The following is a 26,295-nucleotide window of genomic DNA, read 5'->3' as shown; positions in this document are numbered from 1 at the left end:
TCGTGGGTAAGAACCTCGGCTTTGGTCGAGGTAGACATGGGCGCAGAACAGCTTCCTGAAGTTCACAAAGTAGGTCGGCGCGGTGTTCCCAGCGAATGGCGAGGCGGTGGGAGCGGGAGAGCTACACCAGTGTGCGTGCAATCACCCAACGGTGGTCTGTATCGGCGCGGTGGTCGGCATGAATAGCATTTCAGCGCGGGCGGTCGGGCGGAGGAAGATCCTCGTCGTCGGCGGCATGGCTCGCTGGAAAGCCGTCAGGAGCAGTTCGGCGGCTGCGGTTGCAGAATCCTGGCGATCGTCGTTCTCGCTCGTCGCTACGGCGGGATGTACGCTGCGCGTGAAACCACCAAGATGCACGAGGAGGTCCCAGTCCTGAAAGATGCTCACATCCCCCTGCGATTGCTTGATTCCAAAAATTAGTCGCCGCGCTGTGCTGCCTGTGCCCGTGATTTCATCCTCGACGCTAACGATCAAAAGCGGAGTATCCAGGTCGTGGATCGCGGCCAATCGCGCCGGAAGATCGGTCGTCTCTCGGATGGCAAGATCCATGAGCTGATGACCAACACCGAGAACGCGGCCGGCTGCGTTCTCGCCCTTGAGCGTGCGGTCGAAAACGAGGCCCTCATAGCGATCCTCGACGCTCCACGACTTGGCCCGCCACGCTGACGGCGTCTTGAAGGCCAGGCCGCCGTCCTCTCCTCGGCTGACACGCCGGCCGTGCCACTGCAGAACCGCCGTGAAGAACGGTTCGAGAGCGGGTAGGTCGACCTTCGGCACGTCGCGGCCGACTTCCTGAAAGTCGAAACGGGCGACGTTGCCGAAAAGGTCGCGCGCGGTGTCGATTACGTCGCGCCCGCCCAGCGTCGCTGTCTTCTCGTCGAACCAATCGGTCAATCGACCGCCGCGCCGCCCCTCCGCCCCCGCGTAGAGGTCATTGAAGAAGCTCTCACCGGCGATGCCGATGACCAGGCGGGCTATGTCCTCCCGCTCCTCCATCGCGTTAGAAAGCGCGGCCTGGATGCGCTCGAGCTTCGCGGTCAGCAGATCCCAGATCCGTGACTCGACCGTGGCCGGGTTGCGCAGCAGGAAAACGCGCACCTCCTCGCGCTGACCGTAGCGAGAGAGGCGCCCGACACGCTGGTGCAGCCGCATCGGGTTCCAGGGCATATCGACGTGGATCAGCGTCGAGCAGCGTTCCTGGAGATCGATGCCCTCGCCCCCGGCCTCCGTCGAGATGAGGAAGCGAACCCTACCCGCGTTGAAGGCGTCCGCGGCCGCTTCGCGGCCAACGGAGACGGTCTGCGATCCGCTCCGCGAGACCACACCGTCGAGCCGCTCGTCGCCGTTGATGAAAGTCCCGGTGTCTGCCCCGAACCGCGCGTGCAGTGCGTTCAGGACCAGGGCCTGCGTGGCCTTGTACTCGGTGAAGAACAACACCGGCTCATCGGGTCTGAGCTCGCCTTCGATCAGGTCGAGCAGGCGCGCGATTTTGGTCTCAGGCGACGCGGCGGCGGCGAGCGCGATCAGCTCGTCGAGCCGGGCGATCTCGTTCTCCATCAGCAGGGCAGCAAAATCCGGACCCGCGTCCTCATCCTCGCTGGGCTCCCCCGTGTGCGCCGGGGGCTCTTCGCGTCCGCGCCCCGCGGCCAGCACCCCCTTCAATTTGTCCCGCCGCCGGGTCAGGGCATGCGAGATGGCGGCGATCGAGCTCGCAGCGAGCTTCTGCAGGGTGATGAGGACTAACATGCGGGTGGTCTGCGCCCGACCGGTCAAGCTGTCCGCGTAGGCGCGCCCGTCCAGGATGAAGTCGCTGAGCGTGCGGTAGAACAGCTCCTCGGCCTCCGAGTAGGCGTAGTCGCGGCTCTTAGTGACGACCGGCCGGAACAGGCGCTCGCCCCTAAGGTCCGTGACCGTTGCCTTGTTGTTGCGGATCATCGCCTGAGGCAGGGCGGCGAACTGACCCTCCCGGTCCGCGTCGGCGTCGAACAGGTCGGGTCGTAGAAGCCGCATCAGGCCGAAAAAGCCGTAATCCTTGCCTCGGTGCGGAGTGCCGCTGAACAGCAGCAGCGAGGCGATGCGGCCCCGCTCCTGCATTTCCCGCAGGAGCGCGTACGCAAGGGTGTCGCCGCTGCGCTCGTCGAGGTTGAGGTGGTGAGCCTCGTCGACGATCACGAGGTCCCAAGGGTCGGCCTCCAAAAGACGGGTTCGCGCGCCGCGCCCATCGGCGCGCAGGGTGTGGAACGAGGCCACCGCCATCGCGGCCGTATCCCAGAAGTTGCTGCGGGCCGAGTCGGCATCAGCCACATATTGTTGCAGCCGGATGTCGAACATCGTCTTCATGCGCGCGCGCCACTGTGGCACGAGCTTGGCGGGCGCCAGGACCAAGAGCCGGCGCACGCGGTTGGCCGCGAGCAGCGGCATCAGGATCAGGCCGGCCTCGATCGTCTGACCCAGGCCCACGTCGTCGGCGACGAGCCAGCGGAACGGCCACGCGGCGGTCACCTTGCGGCAAACCCACAGCTGATGGGGCAGGATCTGCACGCGGGAGCGGGAGAACACCCCCCACTGCTCGTTGACCGAGGTGATGGCGAGCGCCTGCGCGCGCAGCACCGCCTCTACCGGATCGCCGACCCCGCCCTCAGTGAGGGCGGAGGCCAGGCTCGCCGCGGCGGACAACTCGTCGGCCGGCACGCGCTGCAGGCCGCCCTCGAACTCGACGATGACGAGGTCGCCGGCCTGCATCACCACCCGGCCAGCGCCATGGCGCGGGTGGTCGACGGCCGTGCTCTGCGCGAAAGTCCGGCTCATTCGGCGGCGTCCGGGAGATCGTAGTCGTTGCCCTCGTCCTCATCCTCTTCCAGCCAGGACGCGTTAGCGTCCAGCAAGCCGCCGCGACAGCGCAGGAAGGTGGTTTCATGAGCCTTCAGCGTGATCAACTGCAAAGGTAGGTCGCCATCGCGCAGGAGGTCCGCCTGCCGATGGGAGAGGTGGGTCGAGACAAACGCCCAGATGGCCGGACTCATATCCATCGCGCCCTCGTCGCCGAGCCCCGCACCGAGGCCGTTGAGGAGGCGGCGGACGCGTGCAGTCGAGGCCCACCCGTAGGGCGCCATGACCGTCCGCCCTCGCCCATCCCAGAAGCCCGACCGCGCGAGCTCGCGCACCATCCAGTTGGCACCCAGGCCGAACGTCCGCACGAGCGGTGCCGCCTCGATCTCAGCCTCGCGCCAGACCGGCGAGAAGGAGGGCGCGAGGACGTCGCTCAGGCTGATGACCCTCGTCGGCGCGCACTCGATCGCGCGCGGCAGGTTCGTGGCGATCCAGGCGTATTGCGGCAGCCACCGGGCGATCTTGTAGAGGTCGATCAGCGTACGGCGCCAACGCCAGTACGCGAGATCGGGCAGCGCGTCGCCCGCCCATTCCCGCAGGCGCGCGAGCCAGACCCCGGGGTCGGCGTCGGGGGGCGCCCGGGACAACTCCGCCCACCAGCCCTGCGCCGCCGCGGCCTCGACGAAGGTCCGGTGCTGTCCGTCCTGCGTGCCGCCGAACCCCTGGAAGCAGGCTAGCGCCAGGAAGGTGAACCAGGGGGCGCGCGACTCGAGATCGGTACGGCTCGACGCCCGCGGCAGGGCGAGGGGACGCAGGTCCGGCGGGTAGACGACGGCCTCGTACCGGCGGATCAGCCCTTCGCGCTCGACCGTCCACCAGTCCCAGATCGCGTCGAGCGCCTCCGCGGCGGAACGGGTCGGCAAGTCGTCCACCGGCCCGGACACCGGTGTGAAGATCGGGACCGGCGGCGCGTAGCCGGTGAGCTTGGCCCGCAGCTTGTTGCGCTCCTCGGGCTCCAAGTCGCACGCCCAAGGGCCGTCCGCCGCGGACGCGAGAGGACGCATCCACTCGGGCGGATCGCTCAGTACGCACCCGAGGAAATCGTCACGGACGTCCTCGGTAACGAGGAAGCGCAAGACCGCTTTCCGCGCGTCCGTCGTCGTGGCGCGCTCTGCCCAGGCGCGACGCAGCTTCCCATTGGGGCCGTATCCCGACTGTGCCCGAGCGAGGAGCACGAACGCGCGGCCGGCCGCGTCGTAGGCGTCGGCGAGCACGCGTTCGAGCGGCGCGAAGCGAGCCTGCAGGTTCTCCTGGTCCGATTCCTGCCGGGGTACGGTGAGATCGCTGACAGGACGCCAACCACCCGCCCGATCCAGGAACAGGGCGCTGCCGACCAACGCGCGCAGTGGCACGCATTCCTCCAATAACGGAGGGCGCCAGAGGGCGTCGTTCGTGAACACCTCGTTGAGCCGGGCCGCCATCGCCGGGGAAACCCGGTGATCCACGGCTCGCAGCTCGTGGCGCAGGAGGCTCTCGGCGGTGATAGTAGGCAGCACGCCGAAGCCGAGCTGGGTCAGATCGTTTGCCGTCGCGCGCCCGACCGTCCTGCCTTGTCGCGCTGCCGAGCCGTCCCAGGCCGCGACCGCTGCCCGCAGCCCCGGATCGCGAAGAGCACCGCCGAACTGGCCCACGGCCTCGCCCGCGCGGATGCGTGCGCCGGAGGCCCCCTCCTCGCCCGCCGGCACGACCGGCGCCACCGCGGCCAGAGCGCCGAGCCCGCGACCCGGGCCGTGGAGATGTCGTGCCAGGGGATCGTCGAGGTCGCGGCGCAGGACGTCCCACAGACGCCCGAAGAACTTCGCGGACGGCGCTTCCACGGGGTCGAGCCCGAGTGCGGCGGCGAGCCTCGACCAGTCCTGCGAGGCGGCGCGCCAGAGCGCCGCGAGCCGCCGGCCGAGCGCGTCGCCCAGGCGCGCGAACAGCTCGGCCTGTACGTCGGCCCCGCTTGCGAGCGCGGTTCGGTTCGGGCTGAGCGGGAACGGGCCGTCGAGCATCCAGCTCGAGTCCACCGCCACATCGAGGGGCGTCGTCCACCACAGGCGGGGCACGCCCTCGAACGCGCACGGGCCCATCTCGTCGCGCCCGAGCGCGAGGGTGTAGCCGTCGTCGAGATCGACGAGGAGCGCCGCGTAGGGCCTTGATCCCTCCACCCGCGCTAGGCGAACCTCGTCAACGCCGGCAGCCAGCGGCTGGTCCGTCCGCAACTCGTAGCGGCGCGACACGCTCCCGTCCTCCACCTCCCCGCGCCGGATCGCCTTGGCGAAGAGCGGCAGGTAGGGAGCGCAGTCGGAGAATCTGCCGACCGCACGCTGTCCGTCCCCGGCGCGGTCGAGGTCGAACGGCACGCGGACCAGCGTGGCTGGGCAGCCGTTTAGGCGATCGTCCGCTACCTCGCCCGGCCCCTCGGGCCACTCGTCCGGAAGCATGCCGCCGACGATCCGCGCGGCCAGGAGATCGGAGGCGATGCGGATTTCGCTGGCGAGCAAGTGGACCGACTTGAAGCCCAATCCGTACTTGCCCGTGGTCCGCGTCCCGCCGGGTTTGTCCGAGACGTGCATCAACAGCATGTTCTGAAGGTCGCGGTGATAGTTCTTTCTCTCGCCCGCCTCGCGGTTCGATCCGCGGTGATTGATCGGGCGCCCCCAGTGCACGGCATCGAAGCCGTCCGGCCCGCCCCGCAGCCGGAAGGTCCGCGGACCTTCCGACCGATCCCGCTGCCCCGTGGCGTCGTCGGCGTTCTGGAACAATTCGAGCACGACGCGCGCCGGGTCGTAGCCGAACGTCTCAGCGTGCGCGCGCACGCGGCCGAGGAGCGCGGTCTGAGCCGACGGATCGCGCATCAGCCCGTCCCACAGCGCTTGCTCCGCGGCCGCGCGGGCGTCTTCCCGCGCGGCCGGGTGAGCGTGCCGGGCATCGGTCGCCCGCTCGTGTGCCTCGACCAGCCCGCGCAGCACGCGATCGGCCTTGAGCCTGAACTGCCTCAGGACGGTCGGCAGCTCCTCGCGCAGGGCCTCCTGCGTGCGTCCGATGAGGTCCTGCGCGAGGTCCCCGGTCATGCCGCGCAGGCCGTCCACGGCCTGCATCTGACGCGACATGTGGAGGCACAGGCAGCGGTCGGCGACCGTGCGGGTGAGGCTGCGCACGGCGGCCATGACCTCCTGGACCGGCATCCCCGCCAGGACGGACGGCCGGATCTGGAGGACGTAGACGTTCACGGCGCACCCGTCCGGCAGGCCCGCGCGTCGGGCGGTCTCGTGCCCGTTGCCGAGCAGGAGCGCGCACCCGGCATCCCCACGCGCCACGAAGCGGTCGCCGCTGAGCGCGACGGCCCAGACGTCGCCGTCCACGACCCGCTGCAGGATCAGGCGTCGCCCCGCGATCTCCTGCGCCAGCGTCACGCCCGTCAGGCAGGCGCCGACCGCCCGGTCGACGTCGTCCAGGTGGTCGTCGATCCCGCGCGTCGCACTGCCCTGCCACCGTGCCATGACCGCCCGCATGGCCGGGAACCGTCCGGCGAGCGCGAGCAGGGTGAGGGCGAGGTCTTCCGGGAGACGGCCGCGCAGCTCCTTCAGGAAGTCCTCGAAACCCTGCGCCGAGCGCGCGTCCAGGTCGCAGAGGCCCTCGCCGGCCGGTTCGGCGTCCTCACCCTCGGCCGCCGCGCCGGCCGCGTTCGGGCTCGCGCGGGCCGACGCGCCGCCGGACCGCTCGAGGAACTCGGCGAGGTCCGGATCGAGCAGGCAGGCCGGTGCGATCCCCGCACCGTGCGCTGCCACCTGACGTCCCGGTCGCCAGCCCCCGTCGTGCGTCGGGACCTCCGTCGCGGCGAAGAGCCGTCGGCGCTCGCCGACATCGAGGCGTCCGATGCCCGCCTCGAACGTCGTACGATAAAGGCGCCGCCCGGCCTCGCCCCGCATGCCGACGCGGCCCCCCTCCGCGGCGAACGCATTCAGGACGGCGCCGAGATCCTCGACCGTGCGTGCGGACGCAAGCGCGTGCAGGCAGGAAGCCGCGCTCTCGTCCTCGATGTCCACGAGCGCCGCGGCGAGCGGCCAGCCAGGCAGCGCGAGGTCGAGGCCCGCCCGCGCGAGCGTGGACAGGTCGCGGCGATGCGCTTCGGCCCAAGCCATCGGGAGGCCGACGGAGCCGGCCTCGGCGATCTGCAGCGCGAGCGCCTTGAACGAGTCCGGCCCGCTCGGCAGAACGGCCGAGCGCAGCGTGCGAAAACCCGGACGGGCCTGTGTTTCTGCGGGCAGGCTCGACACCGGGTGGAACGCCAGCGCCCGCCCCCGCCCGAGGAGGCGCGCGGCCGCCGCGCCGACCGCCTCCGGCAGGTCCAGCACGTCGTCGGGCGAGACCGGGTGGCCGCCGAGCGTGAGCCAAGCCGTCCTGCGCAGGCCGTCCCGCACGTCCTGCGGCATCGGCTCAGCGCCCAGATCGGAGAGCGCATCGAGGATGACACCTTCCAGCGCGTCCGGCGCGGCGGAACTTGCCTGCAGGCCACGCAAGGCCGCCCTCAGTTCAGCGAGCGCATTGTGAGCCGGCAGGAGTTCGCGTTGCACCCGGAGCGTCTGCGCGTCCGGCGCCCGGCGCACGCGCCACAGGAGGGACCCGAGCGCGGCGGGGAGAGGCCGATCGGTGGCGAGGCACGTCGTATCGTCGATGGCGACCCGCCCCCCGGTTTCGAGCTCGTGGATCGGCAGGCGGCGCAGCAGATCGGCGGACAGCCCGCAACCGAGCAGGAGCTGGCCCTCCGCCTCGGAGGCTTCGAAGCGACCTCGCTCGAGGGCGTCGGCCAATCGGCGCTCGAACTCCGGCGCATCCAGCGGGATCAGGCCGAGCGCGCTGCACTCGCTCCGCGTCATGTCGTCTAGGATCGTGTCCGCGGCGAGGTACGCCGCATCGCCTCGCAGGAGGCGCTCGACAAGCGGCGCGAGGCGGGGCCAGCAGCTACAGTAGAGCTTCGCGCCAGCCTCCCCGGCCTCGGCGACGCCGGCGAGCAACCGGCGCAGGGCCGTGGTCCGAGCGGCATCCTGAGTCCCCCTCTCCCGGATTCTCGCCGCGAGCGCCCCGCGTGCGTCCGCGTCCTCGCTGAACCGCATCGCGACGTTGACGAACCGGACTATGGCGCCCGAATCGAGGTTCCCGCTCCAGGCCTCCATGCCGGGCGTGCCAGCCAGCGATTCCTTGTCATTTGCCGGGATGATCGACAGCGCGAGGCCCGGGAGCGCGGCGAGCAACGGCTTGAGATGCGTGTTGGTGTCGACCGACCTGATGAGGAGCGACCCGCGAACCGCGGCGTCGGCGAGTTCGCGGATCGACAGCACCGTGCGCGCGCCTCCGGGCTCCTGCGTGACCGGGAACAGGCGGATGTCGCGCAGGTCCGGGTCGCGGGCTAGGGCGCCGAGCGCCGCGCCGCTCGCCTGCACCAGCACCGTTGCAGCCGCGACAGCCCGCTCGGCGCGAGCCTCCTCCCGGTCGTGGATGGCGAGAGGTTCGAGCGCGCGCAGCAAACCCGCGAGTTGGCCGCGCTCCAGCATGCGCGATGGCCCCCCCGACCCCTGCCACGCTGCCCTGACGACCAGCACGTCGACAGGCGCACACGCGAGCGCGCGCAGGACGGCGCCGTGGGTCGCGCGCTCGGGCAGGAACACGACCGTGCCGGTCGGGACGTGCCGCACGAGCGCACGCATACTCTCGTCTGGTGGGAAGCGTGGCGCGTCCTGCGCGATGGCTTCGCGCAGCTTGCGCCGCAGGACGGCTCCGACCGCTTCCGGCGCGACCGACCCCGCGCCCGCACGGTCGAGGATCCGCACGAGCGCATCGACCCGCCTTTGCCGCCGGAGGGCGTCGGGCGGCGTCATCTCCAGCAGCACCGCCAGTTCCGGTGCCCGCCATGCCGGCGCCTCCGCCGTGAGGGCGCGCGCCGTCCCGTCCTCATCGGCTGCGCAGAGCGTGAGCCCGCGCTCCCCCGCGAAGGCGTCGAGATCGGGCAGGAGCGCGCGCATGTCCGCCGGGGTGCCGAGGAGGGCGGCCGGAAGCGGGCGAAGGGATGCGTCCGATCCGAGCGTCGCCCAGGCGGTCCGGCGCCCGTCCCACACCTCGGCGAGTATGGACCGCGCCCCGATCGCGGACCGATGTGCGGCAAACCACCGGCTCCCGGCCAGAGCCCGCACGAGGCTGGCGAGATCGTCCGGGGACAGCACCGTGTCCCCGACCGCGGCCAGGAGCAGGTCCGGAAGGTGCGCCAGCACCGCGCGGTCGCGCAGCGTACGGTTCCAGCTGGCGGGAACCCGATCGGCCTGCGTCCCGTCGGCGTCCGCGCCGTCCTCGGCCAGACCGAGGATCGCGCGCCGCCCGGGATCGACGAAGAAGTAGCCGTGCAGGAACAGGTGCAACGCAAGGGGGGGCCCCGTGGCGTCGGCAAGATCGACCGTCGCCGCGGGCCGCTCGCCGGTCGGTAGGAACACCCCCCAGTCGAGCGCGAGGCCGGACTTCGGCGATGCGTCGCGCACCAGCAGCCCCGCGCCGTGCGGCAGCGCCTTCTCCCGAACCGTCTCGCCCTCGATCGTCAGTGTGGAGGGCCAGTGCGGGTCATCCATGACGGCGCGAAGGTCCGCATCCGTCGACAAGACCTCGATCCCGGCGAAACGGACCTCCCGGGGGCCGGCGCGGGTGGTCAGCGTGATCGCGCCGCCGAACGTGCGCGCCTCGCCCGTCGTGTCGCTACTCGATCCGGCCTGCGCGTTGCGCAGGTAGGCGAGCCGCCCACCCGAGCGGACCAGCGACAGCGCGTCCGTGCCGCGCCACCTGAGGTCAATCCGGTCGAGATGGCGCGCCGCGGCGAGGATCGTCGCCAGGTCGGCGTCGCGCCCGAGCAGTTCGTCCATGAGCCTGCGGCGTGCGGCCTCGTCGTCGTAGCGTTGCTGGACGAAGGCCATACCGGGGGCAGGGTGCAGGTCGCTGCGCCGCAGCGGCAACCAGAGCGCCAAGTGCCGCCCGGGGAAGGCGGCAGAGTCCACATGCGCCTGCAGGCGCGCGGCATCAGCCGCGACATCCTCCCACGTCCCGGTGATCGCGCGGGTCGTCTCGATGCCGTGGAAGGGATTGATGACGAAGGGCGCGAAGCCGTCGCCGTACTTTGCCGGCATCACCACGAAGGCGTCGCACAGGTGGAAGACCGCTTTCTGACCGAGGCCGAACCGGCCCGCGGAGCCGGCCTCCTCCGTCTTGCTGCTGGCCGAGTGGTGCCGGATGCCCCGTTCATTCTCGGCGGTAAAGCCTCCATCGTTGACGACGAGCAGGCCCGGACCGGCCAGCAGCGGGTTTCTAACACCTTCGATCCCCTCCCGTAGATCGATCGACAGGCGCCCGGCCTCGGCGTCGTCCGCGTTCTGGATCAGTTCTTTCAGAACCGAGAACAGACTCCTGTACCGATCCTGCAGATCGTTGCGGATGGACCGGATGACCGAGGAGTGATCGATCTCGTAGGCGGACATGCGGGCGGTTCTCGGGTGGGGGGCAATCCGACGGGGCCGGATCGGGCGGGGTCCTTCATGCTGGCGGCCTGAGACGCAGCCTACCCGGAGGCCTCCGCGGCCCAGCAGAACAGGTTGGCCAGCCGCATCTCCTCGACGTTCTTCGCAACAAGATCGAGAAGCCCCGGCGAGGCGACGAGGACGGCGAGACACCGCGCCCGGCTGATGGCGACGTTGAACCGGTTGCGCGAGAGCAGGAAGGCCGCGTCGCGCGGCATGTCATCCGCACCGGAGGTGGCCATCGAGACGAGGACGACCTCCGCCTCCTGCCCCTGGAACTTGTCGACCGTGCCGATCCGCGCGCCCTCGGGCAGGCAGCGCTTCAAGAGGTTCACCTGCATGTTGTAGGGGGCGACCACCAGGACGTCGTCCAACGACATCCTGCGCTCCCGTCCCTTCCGGTCGACCACGCGCTGCCCGAGCAGGCTGTCGAGGATCGCGCGCACCTCGTCGACCTCCGCCTGCGACCGCTGCCGGCAGCCGGTGTGGACCACGGGGCGGAAGGCGAGCCCCGCGGGTTTCAAGGCCGGGTGGGCGCCGGGGGCGAGCACCAGCTTCTGGTTGGCGCAGCCAGCCTCCGCCTGGAGCTGCCCGTCGTAGACGGCCGCCGAGACGAAGCCGCACAGGTCCGGGTGCATCCGCCACGTGCGCGAGAGGAAGATGCCGCGCTCGGGGGGCACCACCGCGTGGCCCTCCAGCAGGTGGTCGAGGACTGAACAGCCGCTGTCGCGCGGGTGCGCACCCTGGATCGGCTGGGCGAGCTGCATCTGGTCGCCGATCAGCACGAGGGCGCGCGCAGCTTGAGCCATCGCCACGAGGTTGCCGAGCGAGACCTGCCCCGCCTCGTCGACGAACAGCACGTCTCGGCTGCCGCGCAGCTCCTCGCGGGCGAACAGCCACGCGGTGCCGGCCAGGATCGGCAGATCGGGGTCGACATACTTGTTCTCGGTGACGCTGGCGACGTAGCCGCGGCCCGCGAAGCCGTCCTCGCCGCTGTCCTTCTTCTGTCCGAGCTTCTCGAGGGGGCACCCTGCCTCATGCAGCCGCTCCTCGACCGCGTGCAGCACGTTGTCGATCGCCTTGTGGCTGTTCGAGGCGATGCCGACCGTCTTCCCCTCGGCGATCAGCGCCGCGATGAGGTGAGAGGTCGTGTAGGTCTTGCCCGTGCCGGGCGGGCCCTGGATCACCAGCCACGAGCAGTCGAGCGCCAGCACCGCCCGGGTCGCGGCCGCGAGCAGCCGGGCGGGATCGTCGCGGTCGGCCTCGGCGATGACCGGAGCGCCGGGCGCGCGCCCCATCAGGCGCGGCGGCGTGCGGGACAGGAGCGCTGCGACGTGCGGGAACTCCGCACCGCCCGTGGCCATGTCCGCCGCCGACGTCCACACCGCCTGCCGCAGCACCTTGTCCTTGATGGGCTGGCCCGGCATGAGGCTGAGCCTGTCGGGGAACGGCTCGCCCCTCCTGCCGCGCCTGAGCGTGACGAGCCGGTTCGCCTCATCGAGGGCGACGATGGTGCCGGCCGAGGCCCCGCCCTGCACGAGGCAAACCGCGCTGCCCGCGCGCAGCTTCGTCTCCTGCTCGGGGTAGCGGTAGCGGTAGGTGAGGCTCTGCTTGTCGGTGCTGATCCAGTCCGCACCGTCCCGCTCGCAGGCGGCCAGACACTCCTCGTCCTCGTGTAATTCCTCCGGCCCGCGCTCCTGCCGGTCGAAGTAGGCCCACCACGCGGGCTTCTGCTCGCGCCGGTGGAAGCCGACGAGGTCGGCCATGAGCTGGCGTTCCGCCGCACCCGGCAGGTCCGGATCGCCCGCGACGCGGGCCTCGAGGTCGGCCTGGGCCCGCTCGTGCGCCTCCCGCTCCGCGCGCTTCTCGTCCGCCTCTGGCGTCGTCTCCTCGGCCCCCCGCCCGATCCCGACGCCTGCCTTCTCCGCCAGTTCGACGAGCCAGTCGCGCAGGCCGAGCGTCGAGCGGCAATCGTCGCGGTTGTAGTCATGGATGGCCCCGAGCGCGGCCTCGTCCCCGGCGGTGCGCCAGCGGTCGTAAAGTACAAGACTATCGCCGCCCGAGAGCACCTCGGTGGTGCGCGGCGGCATGTAGAAACGCTCGAGGTTCTTGATCGAGTAGCCGGGTTCGCCCACCCGCACGGCCTCGCGCACGACGCGGTAGAGATCGATCATGCGGTTTGCCCTCAGCAGATCGTCGACGGCGGCCTCGGCGACTGCGTGCATCGAGGCGAGCCGGCGCAGGGCCGTCTTCTCGTAGGGTGCGTAGTGATAGAGGTGGGCGCCCGGGGACGCCGCCAGCCGGCGCGTGAGGAAGGCCATCAGCGCGGTCAGCGCGCGCTTCTCCTGCGCCCGGTCGTGCGCCCAGATCGCCAGGAAGCGCAGGCCCGGGTGCCCCGGCACCGGCCGGCCTACGCTGTCCCCCGTCTCGCCCCCCGCGTCGTCTAATTCTTCCCCGCCCGGCCGCGCCCGCCACAGCACGCCGCACAGGTACTCCAGGCCGCCCGGGTGCATCGGGTCGCCCTCGAAGTCGAAGAACAGGTCATCCGGGTGGGGCGGAGGCAGGCGGTCGAAGCCCTGTCCGGGCTCGTGCGGGACGAGCTCGTGCACGGGCCGGTTCTCGACCACGCTCTGCCGCTGCAACCGCGCCTGCTGGACGAGGCGGGCGAGCGCCTCCGCCCCGATCCCGGCCACGCGCCGCGCCTCGAGCCCCCCAAGCAGCGCCGCCCTCGAGACGCCGGCCTCCATCAGGCGCTGACGCTGGCTGCGCCGGATGTCGGCGACCCGGCAGAGATGGTCGGCCTCGGCCCAGGCGTCGTCGCAGGCCGCCCCCCACTCGCACTTGCCGCAGTAGCCGCACGGCTCGCCCTCCAGACCCGCCGGCGTGTCGACCGCGAACCGCTCCAGGCGCCGCGCCGCGCGGCGGACGTAGTGGCGCACCTCGCTGAGCCGGAAGCGCTCGGTCACGTGGGGTACGGCCGGATCGCCGCTGCCGAGCATCAGCGCGCCGTGCTCGGCCACCCGCCCCTGCACGCGCTCCAGAAGGTCGCCGTAGAGGACGATCTGCAGGACGTGGGCAGGTTGCGCCGTGTGGGCGAGCTTGGCGTCCCACGGCTCGTAGGACCACGCCCAGCTCGGGCAGGGGGCCTCGACGCGCACGAGGAAGTCGGCGTAGCCGATCCAGGGCCCGTCTGCGAGCGCGGCCTGGGCGATCAGCGGTGCGCCGCGGTCCATGGCGGCCCACGTCTCCACCATGCACCGCTCCGGCGTGTCGCGCGCGATCGCGACCGGCGGCCCGTGAAGCGCGGCGAGCGCGGCGAGGCAGCTCTCCTCGTGCTCCTGCCCCTTGCGCTGGATGAGTTCGGCCTGGGCATCCACGACCGCCTCGGGTCCCGGACGCAGACCGCGCCGCTTCTCGAGCGTCCAGGCCGCCGACGTGGTGCAGCCGAGGAATGTGGCCAGGAAGGTCGGGGAGAGACGGCCGATCTCGTGCGTCGACGCCCGCATGTCCCCTCCGTGCCACCCGACTGCGTGGTCATGGGATGGTGTTGAAGGGACATACCACAGGTTATTGTGGCCGCGGCGACACAGGACGGCCGCTGCGCGACCGGCAACCGATCATGCTGAATGAGACACGCGGATCGGCCCCCGGACGAAGCCCGGCTTCGAGGACGGCCTCCGGACCTGGCGTGATGCCGCGCGGCGCCGCCCTCGGCTCTCACGCAATCGCCTCAATACCACGGCGAGCCGGTCAGCACGCGCCTCGCCAAGCGATCCGGTCAGCCTAAGATGAGGCTCACATTGTAAGAAAGATCGCCATGCGCAACGACGACCAGCTGGCGTCTACCGCTTTTCGCTAGATCGACCAACGGAGGCTACGCATCTTCCAAAGCAGAATGAACGGCTATGAACTTGAAACAACTCCCATATTAGGCCAAGGCGACTGTACATCAATTGCGGGGGAAATCTCATGCCGAAAGCACCGACGGAGTACAGCGACCAGGAAATTGAGAATCTGATCGCCAATCACCGCCGTCTCGGTCGGACAGACGCGCCTCTCTTTCTCACACTTCTGGCCGAGCACGAGCGCCGCAGGGGGCGCGGCCTCAGCTTCGATACGACTTTGCGCGCCATCCGAGCCGCAGCGGCGGAGCGCCGTTTCATCGGCTACAAGGACATCGCGGATGAAAGCGGCGCTGCCTGGGCGCAGGTTCACTGGCAGGTCGGCGATCACCTGACGCGCCTGTGCGAGTATGCCAACCGCCAGGGCTGGCCGCTTCTGAGCGCGATCGTGGTCAACAAAGAAAACGTCGCGACGGGGGACCTCGACCCACAAAGTCTTGCGGGGTTCGTGACCGTCGCGCGCTCCTTGGGCTATGTGGTCTCCGACGAGCACGCCTTCCTGAAGGCGGAACAGCAGCGCGTCTTCGCTTGGGCGACAGAGCAGCCAGGGACGGCAGGATGAGGCGTTCGGCGGGCCGGTCCCATCACCTCTGACCAATACCCCGCTGAGCCGTGCCTCGCTCATCCGCCCCCGCGCCGCCTCGGCCTAACCTGCCGTAGCGGTCGATGGGTGCTCCCAGATCGAGACAGCCTGTCTGAACAGTGCACCGCCCCGCTCACGGATGTCGTCTTCTCCCCAGCTGTCCTTCGCTTGATCCTGGAAGCGGGCGTTCAATCGCAGCGCGCTGTTGAGCGCAATCGGCCCTCGTTTCTCGCGAAAGGGGCCATTGCTGATCGCGGTATTCAGCACCTGCGTGAGCAGCGTGAGATTACCCACCGTGTGGATCAAGCGGGACCGCGTTACGCTGGGTGCCTCTGACCCGGCAAACTGGTCCAGGCCGAGCGCAAGTTTTTCGTACATCCTGAAGCCCGCGCTATCGAGTTCTGCATCCCCACGGCACCGCGACCGCTCTGTGGGTCCACCAGCGCACGTCCAACCGTATAGGGGAATATAGCATGGGCTACGAACAGACGCCGGTCGACACAAGCGATCCCGGCGTTATTATCCACGCTATCGAAAGCGTCAACGAAGCCCCCAAGCTACGGAGCGATTACGGTCTCAAGACGCTCTGGAGACTGTACGGGGCGCCCGGATATGCCATGCTACGCTGCGACTTGGATGACCGCCAGACCCTCGATCTTTACTTCGGCTGGTTCTGCTGTCGTGTGGCCGAACTACTCGGGATGAGCGATCCTGATGCGTTGGTGCTCGTCGCTCACACCGATGACGGCGAAGGGCGGCAGATCCTGACGCTCAAGCCGTCCATCGTCGCCGCCTTGGTTCCGGCCAAGCGCGGCCGTAAAGCCTCAGGCTGACGCGGATGGTGGACAGTGCGTCGGTAGTTCCAAGTGAACGCTGCCGCACCAACCCAACCAGATGTGCTCACATTCTTCGCAAGCGCACCGGCGGTTCAAAGGAGGGTGCTGCTTTATCGAGTTCTCGGATGAGCGCGAGTTCCTCCGCCGTACACCCGGCCCGAGCGCGATAGGGCACGACGACACCGTGCAGTTGGGCGCGCAGATCATCCCAGCGCTCGTGCAACACGCGCCAGTGGTGGGCGTCGTACGTCCCCTCAAAGATCACAGGACGAATCTCGATGCGCGGCAGTGCTGTGGCGTTCGCCTGCACAGCCTCCTCCAGCTCCCGCGCCCATCGGCTCCCGACGCGATCCACGCGACCGATCTGCTGCTCGACGACGCCTGGGTTCCATTCCGGATGGAGGAGGATCACCACGCGGCAGGCTTGGTGCAGGTTGAGCCCCTCTCGGCCGACCAGAGACTGCGCGACGAGGACGCGCGGGTTGCTCTCCCGCCGGTTGAACGCGAGTTGCAGAGCGCGTCGGGTCGGGAGCGCGGTCGCACCGCTCATCAGTCGCGCGAATCGGCCACGCTCGGTCCGGTACTCATCCCTGAGACGCTCGGCGATCCTCGCCCACAGGGCGCCTGCCTCGTTGGCGTCGAGGGCGCCGTCACCGTCCGCATCCCCCTCACCGCGTTCGCGGAGCGCCGCGACCAGGGAGACGAAGGCTTCGGCGACAGCCTCCGCGGACGGACCCGCGCCGCTCGAACTGGTATCCACCGTGGTCTCTGATCGGATCCCGTAATCGAGGAGTTGGTCGATCGCGGCCGCCAAGATCACCCGGTCTTCCTCGCGCCCCACCCGCGCGGCTTCCGCCAGAGCATGTGCGTCCCGCTCCACCGGCGAGAGCCCCTCGGCGACGCGCTCAAACAGCGACGCGCGCAGCGCCTCCCGGCGTCGCGCGATCCCGGCATATTGCCGCGCGAGCAGGGCGTCGAGGGCGGCCTTGTCGAACACGCCGCCTCGGTCGAGTTGCTGGTGAGCCGCCTCGGTCGCGGCCGCGTCCTCGGCGGCCACTACACTCTGCGGCCAGGGCCGCCCGGCATCGAGAGCGCGCAGCATCGCGCGCGCGTTCAACAGCGCCACCAAGGCCCGCATCGGTTCGGTGAAACGGCCGAAGACGAGAACCTTCTCGCCGCCTGTGTCGTAGGCTTCGATCGCGGTGATGGCCGCCAGGATCGCAGGATGGTCATAGAGAGCGCCATCGGTCCGTGCCACGCGGTCGATCATCCGCTGCCACCACGCCGCGCGAGCGATGCGCTTGGTCTCACACTCATCCGCCGGCGCCGGGTCCAGGGCCGCCCCGACGCCAGGCTCCTCTGGCGCCTCAAGATCCGGGGCGGGATCGTCCGGCTGCCGGACCACATCCTCCGCGCTCGCGGCCGACGCATCGAGCCGCGTCGCGATCCCGTGGCCGTTGCCGAAGGTGAGCCGCAGGCGCTTCGCGGCCGGGTCATCGCGCCCCCGCACGACGAAGGACAGCGCCTCGGCCGCGCACACGGCGCGCCGCCACCCGGGCGTGAGGCCGGCTGGTGCGACGGCGAGGTCGCGCTGCCAGCGATAGGCATCGGGATCCTGAGCCTCGCCGGCGAGGTTGGACTGTGCCCCTTCTGCCCGCGCGAGCGTGGCGCTCCGGTAGGCCATCACGGCCTCGTCGCCGCGTTTGTCACGCCTCAGAACGTAGGGCTTGAGGGCGGCCTCGAAGGCATGGGCTGCCACGACGTAGGCCGCGCGCGCCTCGGCGCTGCTGCGCCAGCCCAGGCGCGCGCGCCGGACCGCCTCGCCGTAGCGCTCGACGATGCCGCGGATCTCGGCGCGAGCGGCCCGTTCGACCTGCACCCGCGCCAGGGCTTGGTCCCAATCGCGGGCGCCGAGTTCGACCGGCGTCGCGGTCATACACAACCGACGTGCATCCGCGCCCTCGACGAGCGTCGCCTCGAGAAGGCGTGACAGCCCGCTGTCCTCGGCCCGGCTCTTATGCGCCTCGTCAACGATCACGAGATCGAAGACACCGAGTCCGAGACCGACCGCGCGCTGGAGCATCTGCCGCGGCGCGCCGCCCTGCTCATAATTTGCCGCGGCGTTCGCACCCCGCCAGACTGTCTCGCTCCCGAGCGCCTCGTAGTGTTGACGCAGAGCGGGGTCGGACGACTCGGCGCACTGCGCCGCGATCGCCTCTGCGGCCGCCCGCACCCACCAATCCGCACGCTCGGACATCGCTTTGAAACCGTGGGGAAACTCCTCGTGCAGGGTATGCTGCGCGTAGCCGGCGAGCATCGGCAAAAGCTCGAACCGCCAGCGCTGCGTCGAGGCGCCGAGCCGCCAGTTGGCAAAGCCATGTGCGACGAGAACCACGGGCTGGTCGAACCACGGTCGCGCCGGCGCCCTGTGATCCCACGCTGCGAGGAACCCCCAGAGGCTGCGCACGACATCGGGCACGTCGGGCACCCCGCCATGCCGCAACTCCTCTCGCCACTGGAAGCCGAGGGTCGGCGGGATGAGGATCGCGACCCGCCCCCCTGCCTCGACGACCGCCCGGGCGAGCGCGACCGCGATGCGCGTCTTGCCCATGCCGACCTCGTCGGCGATCACCAGACCGTGCCGTGGCAGGCGCTCGGCGAGGGCGTACAAACTGTCACGCTGGCCGCCGTTGAGCTGCGGTCCTGGCGCGTCGGCTAGCGCCCGTACCCGCTCCGCGACCCGAGCCCATCCCGCGAACGTCATGTCAGGCCTCCAGGGGCTCAAGCGCGGCGACCTGCCAGGCCGCTTCGACCCGGTCGAGGGTATCCTCGTAGATCTGTCCGGCCGGAGTGCCGCGGTCGCGGGCGAAGTCCGGCCGGAACGGGCCAGCACGCAGCGGACTCAACGGGTTGAGATTCAAACCTCGAAACGCCGTGATCTCAGGATCATCCTTGGCCTGTTCGAGCACCTGCCCCAGCCGGGTGCACCACGCCGTCCAGTCCACCGCCTGCACGGCCGTTTGCCGATCGGCGACCCGCTCGACGAGTTCCATCACCCGCCGGATGGCGTAGCGGCCCGCCGGTGCGCCTCCGATCCCCGGGACAGATGTGCCGGCGGGTCCTGCGCGGTCCGGGCCCGCATCACTGTCGTCGAGTTCATCCACGTCGTCGGCTGGCGGCAGCGGAAAATCAGCCAGCATCGCCCAGACTTCGTCCAGGGCGACGGGCGCCAGCGCTGTCCCGGCCACGCGCCCATGGACATCGATGACTGGGACGCTTTGCGTCAGCCGTTCGGTCGCTTCACCCCAGGTGATCCGGACTTCGGGCGGACAAGGCCCCGGCCAGAGTGCGCCGATCGCGTCTCGGGCGCAGGCGTTCCCGTCCGCATCGAGCACGGTGTGGGCTGCCGCGCCTGACACTGGCGGGGCAAGCCGACCGCTGCCATCCGGAGCGGCCTGCCAGCGCAGGTACGGGATCGGGGGTGGAACGTAGGCCGGCGGACGCTCGGGCATGCCATCCCCCGCCCGCAGGGCGTCCGAGTGAAGTTCGGTCGCGGCGTCCCAAGCGATCGGCAAAACTCTTTGGACCGAGACACCCGCAGCGCTCCCCGGGTCATCCCAGAACAGGGCCTCCGGGGCGAGGACCACGCCAGCCTCGAGGTTGCCGCCGGCAGGTCCCGCCCGCAGAAGCCCTGGGTGGGTCAGGTTGCCCGATCCGAGATAGAGCCACGCGCGGCGGCAGCGCGGCGAGCGGGCGTCATAATGAGCGCCGAGGAGGAACTTCGCGTGCAGACCACGCGGCCTGCCACGCAGCGGGCCCTGACCGGGCCGCCGCACCGTCCACCCCGCCCACGCGATCGCCGGAAGCGCGCCCGCCACAGCTTGGCACCCGTCCGGGTTGACGAATAGGTCGATCTCAGCGCCCGGCATCAGCAGATCGTCCTGGAGCAGGGCCGCGACCACCGCGGCAGGAACGCGTGGCACGTCCGCGCCCTCACCGCCCTCGTAGAAGCCCGATCCCATGGCGAGATAGTTGCGCTCCCCTGGCGCGATCCGCGCGACGATCTGGGATAGGAGCGGTGCGGACCGGGTATCAATGAAGCGGGGCACCAGTCCTGCGGGCACCCGACTCGTCACGGCTGCGCACCACGCATCGAGCGCCCGCACTGCCTCGCGGGTCAGTGGCGAGGCGGCATCGAGCGGCGAGGCGCCGAGGCGAGCACGCAAGCTCCCCAGAAAATTCGACGCCGCCGCCAGGTCGGCCAGCCGCTGCTCGGCGTCAGCCTCAGCCAGCGCATCAGCCTCGACCTCGACGGTCCAGGCCAGATCGAGGCTCTCCTCGAGGGTCTCGCGCGTCCAATTGCCCGTGGCGACGACGAGGCGCAATCGCCAGCGCGCGCTGTCCTGGAGATGGCGGAAGCCGAGTAAAGCGACTTTGGCGTGGAGGAGCGCGAACGGGCGCGCGGCGGGCAGGGGTAGGTGCAGCACGCCCGGCACGTCGAGCGGCGACAAGCGTGGCGTGCCCGGATCCAGGACGAGGGCGAGGGACACGACGCCGTCGGCCGCGCGCCGCCGTTTGGTCCGGCGGGTGAAGCGTTCGGCCGCGGCATTCAGGAAATGGGCATCGGCGGAGTAGCCGCAGAGCCAGCCGAAGACGCCGACATGGTCGTCGGGCGGTTCGAAGAGGTGGGTTAACGCGGGCGGATCCTCGGTGCCGAACGGCTTGCGCGGGTCCATCGCGTTAGGCTCCGATCGAGGCGGTAGAGGCCAGGCGCAGGTCGTTCGCCAAGACGATGAGGTTATGCACACGCCCCGAGATGCCGTCCGGGAGCGGGGCGTGTGGATCCGTGGGCGCGCGAGCGCCCATTTCGTCCTCTATCTCCCCTGAGTCGGCAGGCTCTGCGGTCGCGCCGCGAGGCCCCCCGCGAAACGCCGCTCCCGCCAGAATGAGGCCGTCGGCAAGCCGCAGGATGCGCTCGTCGCGGGCGATCAGCCGGCTGAGCAGGGCACCGTCGTCGGTGAGCGCACACTCCTCGCAGAAGCGGCTCGCCGCACGCTCTGGCGTGGGGTCGTGCTCCAGCGCGAGGAACGCCTGCGCTCGCCGGCGCAACTCGCTGAGTGCCGGCCGCAGGCCTGCATCGGCGGCTTGCGCGATCGCGAGCTTGCGCACCCCGGCGCGCGCCATCCGGTCCTCGATCCGGTCGAGGACCGAACCGCCCTCGAAGTCGCCCGCCGCCGCGGCCATCACGTGGCTGAAGGCCGCCCCGACCCGCATGTCGGACCAGTGTGCCGGCTCGACGATCTCCGCCGGTCTCTGGTCCCAATGCGTGTGCTCGACGCCGCGCGCCTGAAGGGCGTCGACCCAGTTCAGGGCACAGCGTCGGCGCGCCCGATCCGGATCGGCGCCCGCCACGAGGGCCTCGCGCAGGATCTCGCGGGCTCGCGGGGGAAGCGGCCGAGTCGGATCGAGTTCATCCCGCGTGACTCCGAACCGAAACGGCAGGGCTCCCCCGGCTACCCAGTCCGAGAGCGTGCGGCGCGCCTCAGGACAGGCCGCCTCAAGAAGTGCTCGCCCGCGCGCCGTGCAGGTGTAGGCGTTGAAGCTACGGCTCTGCGCCTCGACGAGCCCCAGCGTCAGGAGCGCGTCGCGCGTGCGGATGCGCATCGGTTGGCTGACGTAGAAGGACCGACTGGCCGCAACCTTGAACGGAGGATCCTGACCTTGGTCGTGTCGCAGGAGCTTCCGATACCCGGGCAGCCGCCCGTCCCGCGCCCAGCGGTGCCGCCGAAATGCCCACCACACGGCCAAGGCTTCGATGGCGTTGGCCGTCGTGATGTTGGATAGACCGCGCCCGTCGCGTCGCGCTGCCTCTGCGTGGTGAATGCCGAGAAGGGCGAGCACAACCTGCTTGGCGTACCAGACACCACCGAGCCCGGGCACGGCCAACTCGTTGAACAGACGCATGCTTGCGGCCAAGCCGAGGGTGCGCGTCCGCCGCGTCCCGCCAATAATCTCTCCGCCGAGAAGACCCCACTCCATCAACCACCTCATCAACCTAAGGATGAATCTGGGTTTTCGACGCCTAACCGATTCCGATCAGACAATTTGCCCCTGCGCCTGAGAAAATATCGGGGCGATGCGTCAGAAGCGGTCATAGCCCCCGCGTCGAGGTGCGTGCGATGGGAATGTGAGGTGTTTGACAGCGGCGGCCTCAGTGCGGGCCGTCCCCCAACCGGCACGGCCTCGGTCGCGCTTGACGCAATCGGTCGCTTGACGGAGGCCGGCCACGTCGGCGGACGCCTTATGCTCCAGTTCGTCGGTCAGCGGGACGCCGCGGCCTTCAGTCTGACAGCGCTCGACGCGTGCGCGACCGCCATCATCGCTGACGATGGCGGGAGTAACTAGATCCACTCCGGTTCCTTCTCCGACTGCACCGCCCTGGTGTTGGTTGCCTTCGGGCGTCCCGCGCCGATCGCCAATACGGGCACTGCGATCGGGACCGTGAACCAGGAAGCTCGCTGACGACGATCGAGGGGGGGCTAAGCACGCGGTTCGAGACGTTGGAAGCCCTGCTCGCTGCCGGCTGGGTGGTGGCTGCGGACGCTCTGCCGGCAGCGCCGGATGCGTTTAATGAGAGCCACCTGCTGCATCGAGAATGGAGCTACAGCCGCGAGCCCGCACGGGGATTCTCATCCTGGGAAGTCCGCGCAGTGCGGGCCGCGCACAACGATCTCGGGGGCGGCGGCCGGCCCTCGATCGGGCGGTCGCCGATCCGCGTGGCCGGTCCAGAAACTCCGAACGCGCGTCGTCGGGGACCGCCCCGGCGTGTGGCCCTTCCCGGCGGGCCGAACACCGCACAATGTTCGTCCGGGTTAGACTGACCGAGTGGGTGGGCAGACACCGGAGGCGGTCGGGCGTCCCCATTCAGAGATCTGCGACCTCTCCGGCCCGCAGAGGGAACGGGACGAGAGTACCTTCAGCCGTCCGAAGTCAGGAAGTTGCCGACGTAACGGTCGACCGCCTCCAGCCAAGCTTCGGCGTGCTGGGGGAGGAGATCCGACAGGCGCGGGGTCTTCCCAGCGGCCGTGCGCAGCACGGACTGCTGCGCGGTTTTCTGTTCCTTGACGTGTCCGCCGATCAGACCTGCGAGTGTCTCGTTGTAGACGCGGCCGGGCGGGCCGCGATCCCACCACGTGGCAGGACTGGTATCGAGGAAGCCGGTCTTGCTGATCGTTCCGAGATTGAGCGGATGGCCCTTCGGGGAGGGATGCTTGAGATTGAGCCCGCCCTGGAAATCGGGATACAGGCCGTGCGCATCCGCGCGGGCGAGAAATCCCTGCAGCATGTGCGCCGCCCCCGGCTGCTGCTGATCGAGGATCTCGAAGAACTCGTCCGCCCCGATCCCGACGCCGGCCGGCGACACCGGCGCGCCGGCTGATGGGGGCACGGCCGGTGCGAGGATTCGGACGACGCCTGGGCCGCCGTCCTCGATCCGCACCACACCCCGTTCGATGAGCGTCGTCTGCGCGAGCACGCTGGGATTGATCAGCCGCGCATCGGTCCCGGGCACGGTGTAGATGCCGAGCTCGATCAGCGCGAAGACGAAGCGGTGCCCGGCGTGCGACTGCAGGAGCTTGGTCAGGGCGACGAGGTCCTCCCGGATGCCGTCACCGACCACCGCGATGATCGCCCGGCCGCGCCTCAGGTTGCGGGTGAGATTGTCGACGAAGAACACCTCGTCGGACGGCTCCTGAGGCCCGGCGGCGAGGGCCGCCAGCGGCATGACAGGCTCCCCCGCCGCCTTGCGGGCGGTATCGACTGCGGTCTGCAGCTGATCATAGCTCATCCGAAACACCGCGGCCGCATACTCCATGGCCTGCGCCACGACGCTGCGCCGGGCCTCCGGGTTGCGCCACAGCTTGGTCTCGACGAGCACCAGACCGCCGGTTGCCGTGATGAGAAGGTTGTCAAGCGCACCAGATCTGCCGGCGCCGCACACTAGGGGCAGCTCGCGGCAGACCGGGATCAAAGCCCCGAAGCCCGGCTCGATCCGATCGATCGGCAGAACCTGCGGCTGCGCGTGCAGGAGATGCTGCAGCCACGCCTCATCGTACGCATGCTCCCCAGCCCCGGATTTGAGCAGCGTCACGCGCTCCAGTGGAACAGCGGTGTTCTCACCGGAAACCCAGATCGGCTGACCGTCCTGTCGCATGGCGTGACCCTGAATCGAAGAGGCTTGTTGATTGGCGAGCGGATTACAAGGCGTCCGCAGGTTTCCGGTCGTCATAGGGGACGCTTCAGCATCTGCCGCAGCAGCCTGCCGCCGCGGGATGCCGACGTCTGGAACGCGCGGCGCGGTTCGGCGCCGGCGTAGACCACGACACCGGGCTCCTCAGCCGTCTTACCCCACAGCTTGGCCGAGCGCGCCACCACCAGTCCGGCCTGCCCCGCCCGCACCCGCGGCAGCACCCCCTCGTGGACGAAGCGTCGGATGGCCAGTGCCGAGGGCAGCGTCGGCGCGACGCTGCGCGCCACACCGCCCTTCTGCGAATGGTAGGGCACAAGCTGCAGAACGCAGATCCCCGGGGCGTCGGCCTCGGCGATGTCCGCCCCGAAGGTCTGCCGCGCCCACCGGTAGCCCGGGTGCGTGGCGTGGATGCCGAGGAGGTAGGGATAGGGGTGGTCGCCTGCGAGATTGGCGCGTAGCGCCTGCGCGAAGGCGGGCTTAGCCTCCTCCTCCGCCTCGTCCCCGCTGAGACCGGGATTAAGGAACAGAAGGTACATCCGTGCTGTCCGTACGGGCCCTGCCCAGGGCACTGGGTGCAGGTCGAGGGCGAAGCCGGAGCCGGAGACCTGCGCCGCATCGTCTGGATGCACATGCGCCATCCCCAGCCGGGACCAGAACGCCACGAGGTCGTTAGCTGCGCACACCCAGGGCGCTTCAGAGACTGTATTCATCACGCTCACGGCTCCCTTGTCTGCGGATACCACCTTCGGGCCGAGAGCGGCGCCCATCGACGCCGTCTCGCCGCCGCCCGGCCGGACGATCCCGGAACCGGCTTTCGTACAGGGCAGGCCCTGTTGAATCCTGCCGTCCGGGTAGCCGTCCGCGAACAGACGATCGGCCGCGGCCGCGATCCGCTCGCGCCATGCCAGCACGTCGAGCCAGTCCTGCGGGATGCCCGACAAGCCGTAGACCGCGCCGGCGAGCTGTCCGGCGATGGCCGCCGTGGTGTCGGCATCGTCCCCGAGGTTGGCTGCCAGCAGCACCGCGGAGCGGAAGTCGCCGGTGCGCGCCACCGCCCACACCGCCGCCTGCAGCGCGCGCACGACATGGCCCGAACCTTCGATTGCCTCCCGGGGCAGCCCGCGCCAGCCCCCCTCGATCGATGCAGCCGCCTCCGCCTCCAGCAGGACGGTCAGCGGCTGGCCGGCGATGGCCTGGGCGATGAGGGTGGCGAGCTGGCGCGAGCAGCGGACCGCCGCAGGCGCCCCGTGGGTGGTGCGCGTCTGCCGGTCCGACACCGTCAGGAGCCGCTCGGCCTCCTGTCAGTGCCGGATCGCCACGGGGGCAAGCCGCATCAGGGCGCCGTTACCGGCGCTTGTGGGGCTGGTCGAACCGGCGACCGGTTCGCCCGTCTCCGTGTAGCGGGTGAGGGCCGCGCGGGTGGTAGTCCCGATGTCGAAGCAGGCGCCTGTGCAGGAATAGTCCCCGCGCCGGTACCACGCAACGAAGCGGTCCATCAGGTCGCGTGCGTCGAGGGCCGGGTCGTGCGCGAGGCTGTCGGCGAGTGCCAGCGCCATCGCCGTGTCGTCGGTCCATTCCCCGGTCCGCAGCCCGAACGGCCCGCCGCCCACGATCGTGTCGAGCACAGCATGGTGGGGCTTTCGCGTGAACTCGAGCGTCGTGCCGAGCGCGTCGCCGACGGCGAGGCCGAGGAACGCGCCGAGCGCGCGGTCGCGCTTAGCCGCCCGTGTCGTGACGGGGACGGGCAGCGGGATCGGCTGCCCGGCTTCCACCCAGCGCTCCTGGGCGCGGGTCTCGATCGCACCGGGGCGCACGGCCCGCACCGCGGCGATCGCCGCCGCTGGGTCCATGCCGTCCTCGACGAGGAGACGCGCGGCAATCATGCCGGCGCGCCCGAGCCCGCCGCGGCAGTGCACGAGAACACGTCCACCGCGGGCCGTAAGGCCGCGCAGCCGGGCCGATAGGGCGGGCCAGGCAGCCTCGAAGGCGGGACCCGGCACCGCCATGTCGACGATGGGGGCGTGGTGCCACTCCATGTGCCGAGCCTGCACCGCGGCGCCGATCCCGGCGATCTTGCGGCTCGCGAGCTCGTAGTCCTCCATCAGCGTCAAGACCGCCCCCGCACCCCAGGCCGCGACCGCATCGAGGTCGATGCCGAGGTCGCGGTCGTGCGGGCCTGTCAGACCATACGGCTGCTTCTTACCCGGGGCGAAGGTGATTCCAATGCGCCCGTCGTAGCGGCCCACCGTGATCTCGGCGATCTGAAGGGGGGCGTTCTGGCTCGTGGTCATTGCGATCTCCT

At 70.2% G+C, this 26,295-nt stretch carries 10 protein-coding genes and 1 pseudogene; 2 read left to right on the top strand and 9 right to left on the bottom strand.

Annotated features, from left to right (window positions below):
• Positions 1-141: 141 nt before the first annotated feature.
• The 3 genes from E1J50_RS00385 to E1J50_RS00375 form a co-directional block, all read right to left on the bottom strand.
• Entirely contained in the window at positions 142-2,808 is a 2,667-nt protein-coding gene (locus E1J50_RS00385; RefSeq protein WP_245516367.1) for a DEAD/DEAH box helicase, read from the bottom strand.
• Entirely contained in the window at positions 2,805-10,385 is a 7,581-nt protein-coding gene (locus E1J50_RS00380) for a sacsin N-terminal ATP-binding-like domain-containing protein (RefSeq protein WP_132249229.1), read from the bottom strand. The genes E1J50_RS00385 and E1J50_RS00380 overlap by 4 nt, the downstream gene beginning before the upstream one ends.
• An 80-nt stretch (positions 10,386-10,465) precedes the next feature.
• On the bottom strand, positions 10,466-13,930 hold the full coding sequence (locus E1J50_RS00375; RefSeq protein WP_132249227.1) for a TM0106 family RecB-like putative nuclease: 3,465 nt from the start codon (positions 13,928-13,930) through the stop codon (positions 10,466-10,468).
• A 463-nt stretch (positions 13,931-14,393) separates the two neighbouring features.
• Between E1J50_RS00375 and E1J50_RS00370 the strand changes: the two genes are divergently transcribed.
• Positions 14,394-14,888 (top strand): hypothetical protein, encoded by a 495-nt coding sequence (locus tag E1J50_RS00370; RefSeq protein WP_132249225.1) that lies wholly within the window; start codon positions 14,394-14,396, stop codon positions 14,886-14,888.
• 84 nt (positions 14,889-14,972) lie between these two features.
• On the opposite strand, the gene E1J50_RS00365 is transcribed toward E1J50_RS00370, so the two are convergent.
• Positions 14,973-15,287, bottom strand: coding sequence for an HNH endonuclease family protein (locus tag E1J50_RS00365; RefSeq protein ID WP_132249223.1), 315 nt, complete (start codon positions 15,285-15,287; stop codon positions 14,973-14,975).
• A 95-nt stretch (positions 15,288-15,382) separates the two neighbouring features.
• Here E1J50_RS00365 and E1J50_RS00360 point away from each other — a divergent pair, with 95 nt between their 5' ends.
• Positions 15,383-15,742 carry a hypothetical protein gene (locus tag E1J50_RS00360; RefSeq protein ID WP_132249221.1) on the top strand — a complete coding sequence of 120 codons (360 nt, stop codon included), beginning with the start codon at positions 15,383-15,385 and terminating at the stop codon, positions 15,740-15,742.
• A gap of 67 nt (positions 15,743-15,809) precedes the next feature.
• Here the strand turns inward: E1J50_RS00360 and E1J50_RS27735 are convergent, their stop codons facing one another.
• From E1J50_RS27735 to E1J50_RS27910, 5 genes and pseudogenes are all read right to left on the bottom strand, one after another.
• Entirely contained in the window at positions 15,810-18,509 is a 2,700-nt protein-coding gene (locus tag E1J50_RS27735; protein ID WP_132249219.1) for a helicase-related protein, read from the bottom strand.
• A gap of 1 nt (position 18,510) precedes the next feature.
• Entirely contained in the window at positions 18,511-20,481 is a 1,971-nt protein-coding gene (locus tag E1J50_RS00350; RefSeq protein WP_132249217.1) for a phospholipase D-like domain-containing protein, read from the bottom strand.
• Between the two features lie 4 nt (positions 20,482-20,485).
• Positions 20,486-21,784: a hypothetical protein gene (locus E1J50_RS00345; protein WP_132249215.1), complete on the bottom strand. Its 1,299-nt coding sequence runs from the start codon at positions 21,782-21,784 to the stop codon at positions 20,486-20,488.
• 937 nt (positions 21,785-22,721) lie between these two features.
• On the bottom strand, positions 22,722-24,032 hold the full coding sequence (locus E1J50_RS00340) for a hypothetical protein (RefSeq protein ID WP_132249213.1): 1,311 nt from the start codon (positions 24,030-24,032) through the stop codon (positions 22,722-22,724).
• Positions 24,029-26,284 (bottom strand): annotated as a pseudogene (locus tag E1J50_RS27910) (ADP-ribosylglycohydrolase family protein). The gene E1J50_RS00340 and the pseudogene E1J50_RS27910 overlap by 4 nt, the downstream one beginning before the upstream one ends.
• Positions 26,285-26,295: the final 11 nt, after the last annotated feature.

It is taken from the genome of Methylobacterium segetis, from assembly GCF_004348265.1.
Lineage (GTDB): Bacteria > Pseudomonadota > Alphaproteobacteria > Rhizobiales > Beijerinckiaceae > Methylobacterium > Methylobacterium segetis.
This window is presented reverse-complemented; position numbering and strand designations above follow the sequence as displayed.

Coding starts and splice junctions, on each gene's coding strand:
- E1J50_RS00385 (WP_245516367.1), bottom strand. CDS start 2,808: ATGAGCCGGACTTTCGCGCAGAGCACGGCCGTCGACCACCCGCGCCAT.
- E1J50_RS00380 (WP_132249229.1), bottom strand. CDS start 10,385: ATGTCCGCCTACGAGATCGATCACTCCTCGGTCATCCGGTCCATCCGC.
- E1J50_RS00375 (WP_132249227.1), bottom strand. CDS start 13,930: ATGCGGGCGTCGACGCACGAGATCGGCCGTCTCTCCCCGACCTTCCTG.
- E1J50_RS00370 (WP_132249225.1), top strand. CDS start 14,394: ATGCCGAAAGCACCGACGGAGTACAGCGACCAGGAAATTGAGAATCTG.
- E1J50_RS00365 (WP_132249223.1), bottom strand. CDS start 15,287: ATGTACGAAAAACTTGCGCTCGGCCTGGACCAGTTTGCCGGGTCAGAG.
- E1J50_RS00360 (WP_132249221.1), top strand. CDS start 15,383: ATGGGCTACGAACAGACGCCGGTCGACACAAGCGATCCCGGCGTTATT.
- E1J50_RS27735 (WP_132249219.1), bottom strand. CDS start 18,509: ATGACGTTCGCGGGATGGGCTCGGGTCGCGGAGCGGGTACGGGCGCTA.
- E1J50_RS00350 (WP_132249217.1), bottom strand. CDS start 20,481: ATGGACCCGCGCAAGCCGTTCGGCACCGAGGATCCGCCCGCGTTAACC.
- E1J50_RS00345 (WP_132249215.1), bottom strand. CDS start 21,784: ATGGAGTGGGGTCTTCTCGGCGGAGAGATTATTGGCGGGACGCGGCGG.
- E1J50_RS00340 (WP_132249213.1), bottom strand. CDS start 24,032: ATGACGACCGGAAACCTGCGGACGCCTTGTAATCCGCTCGCCAATCAA.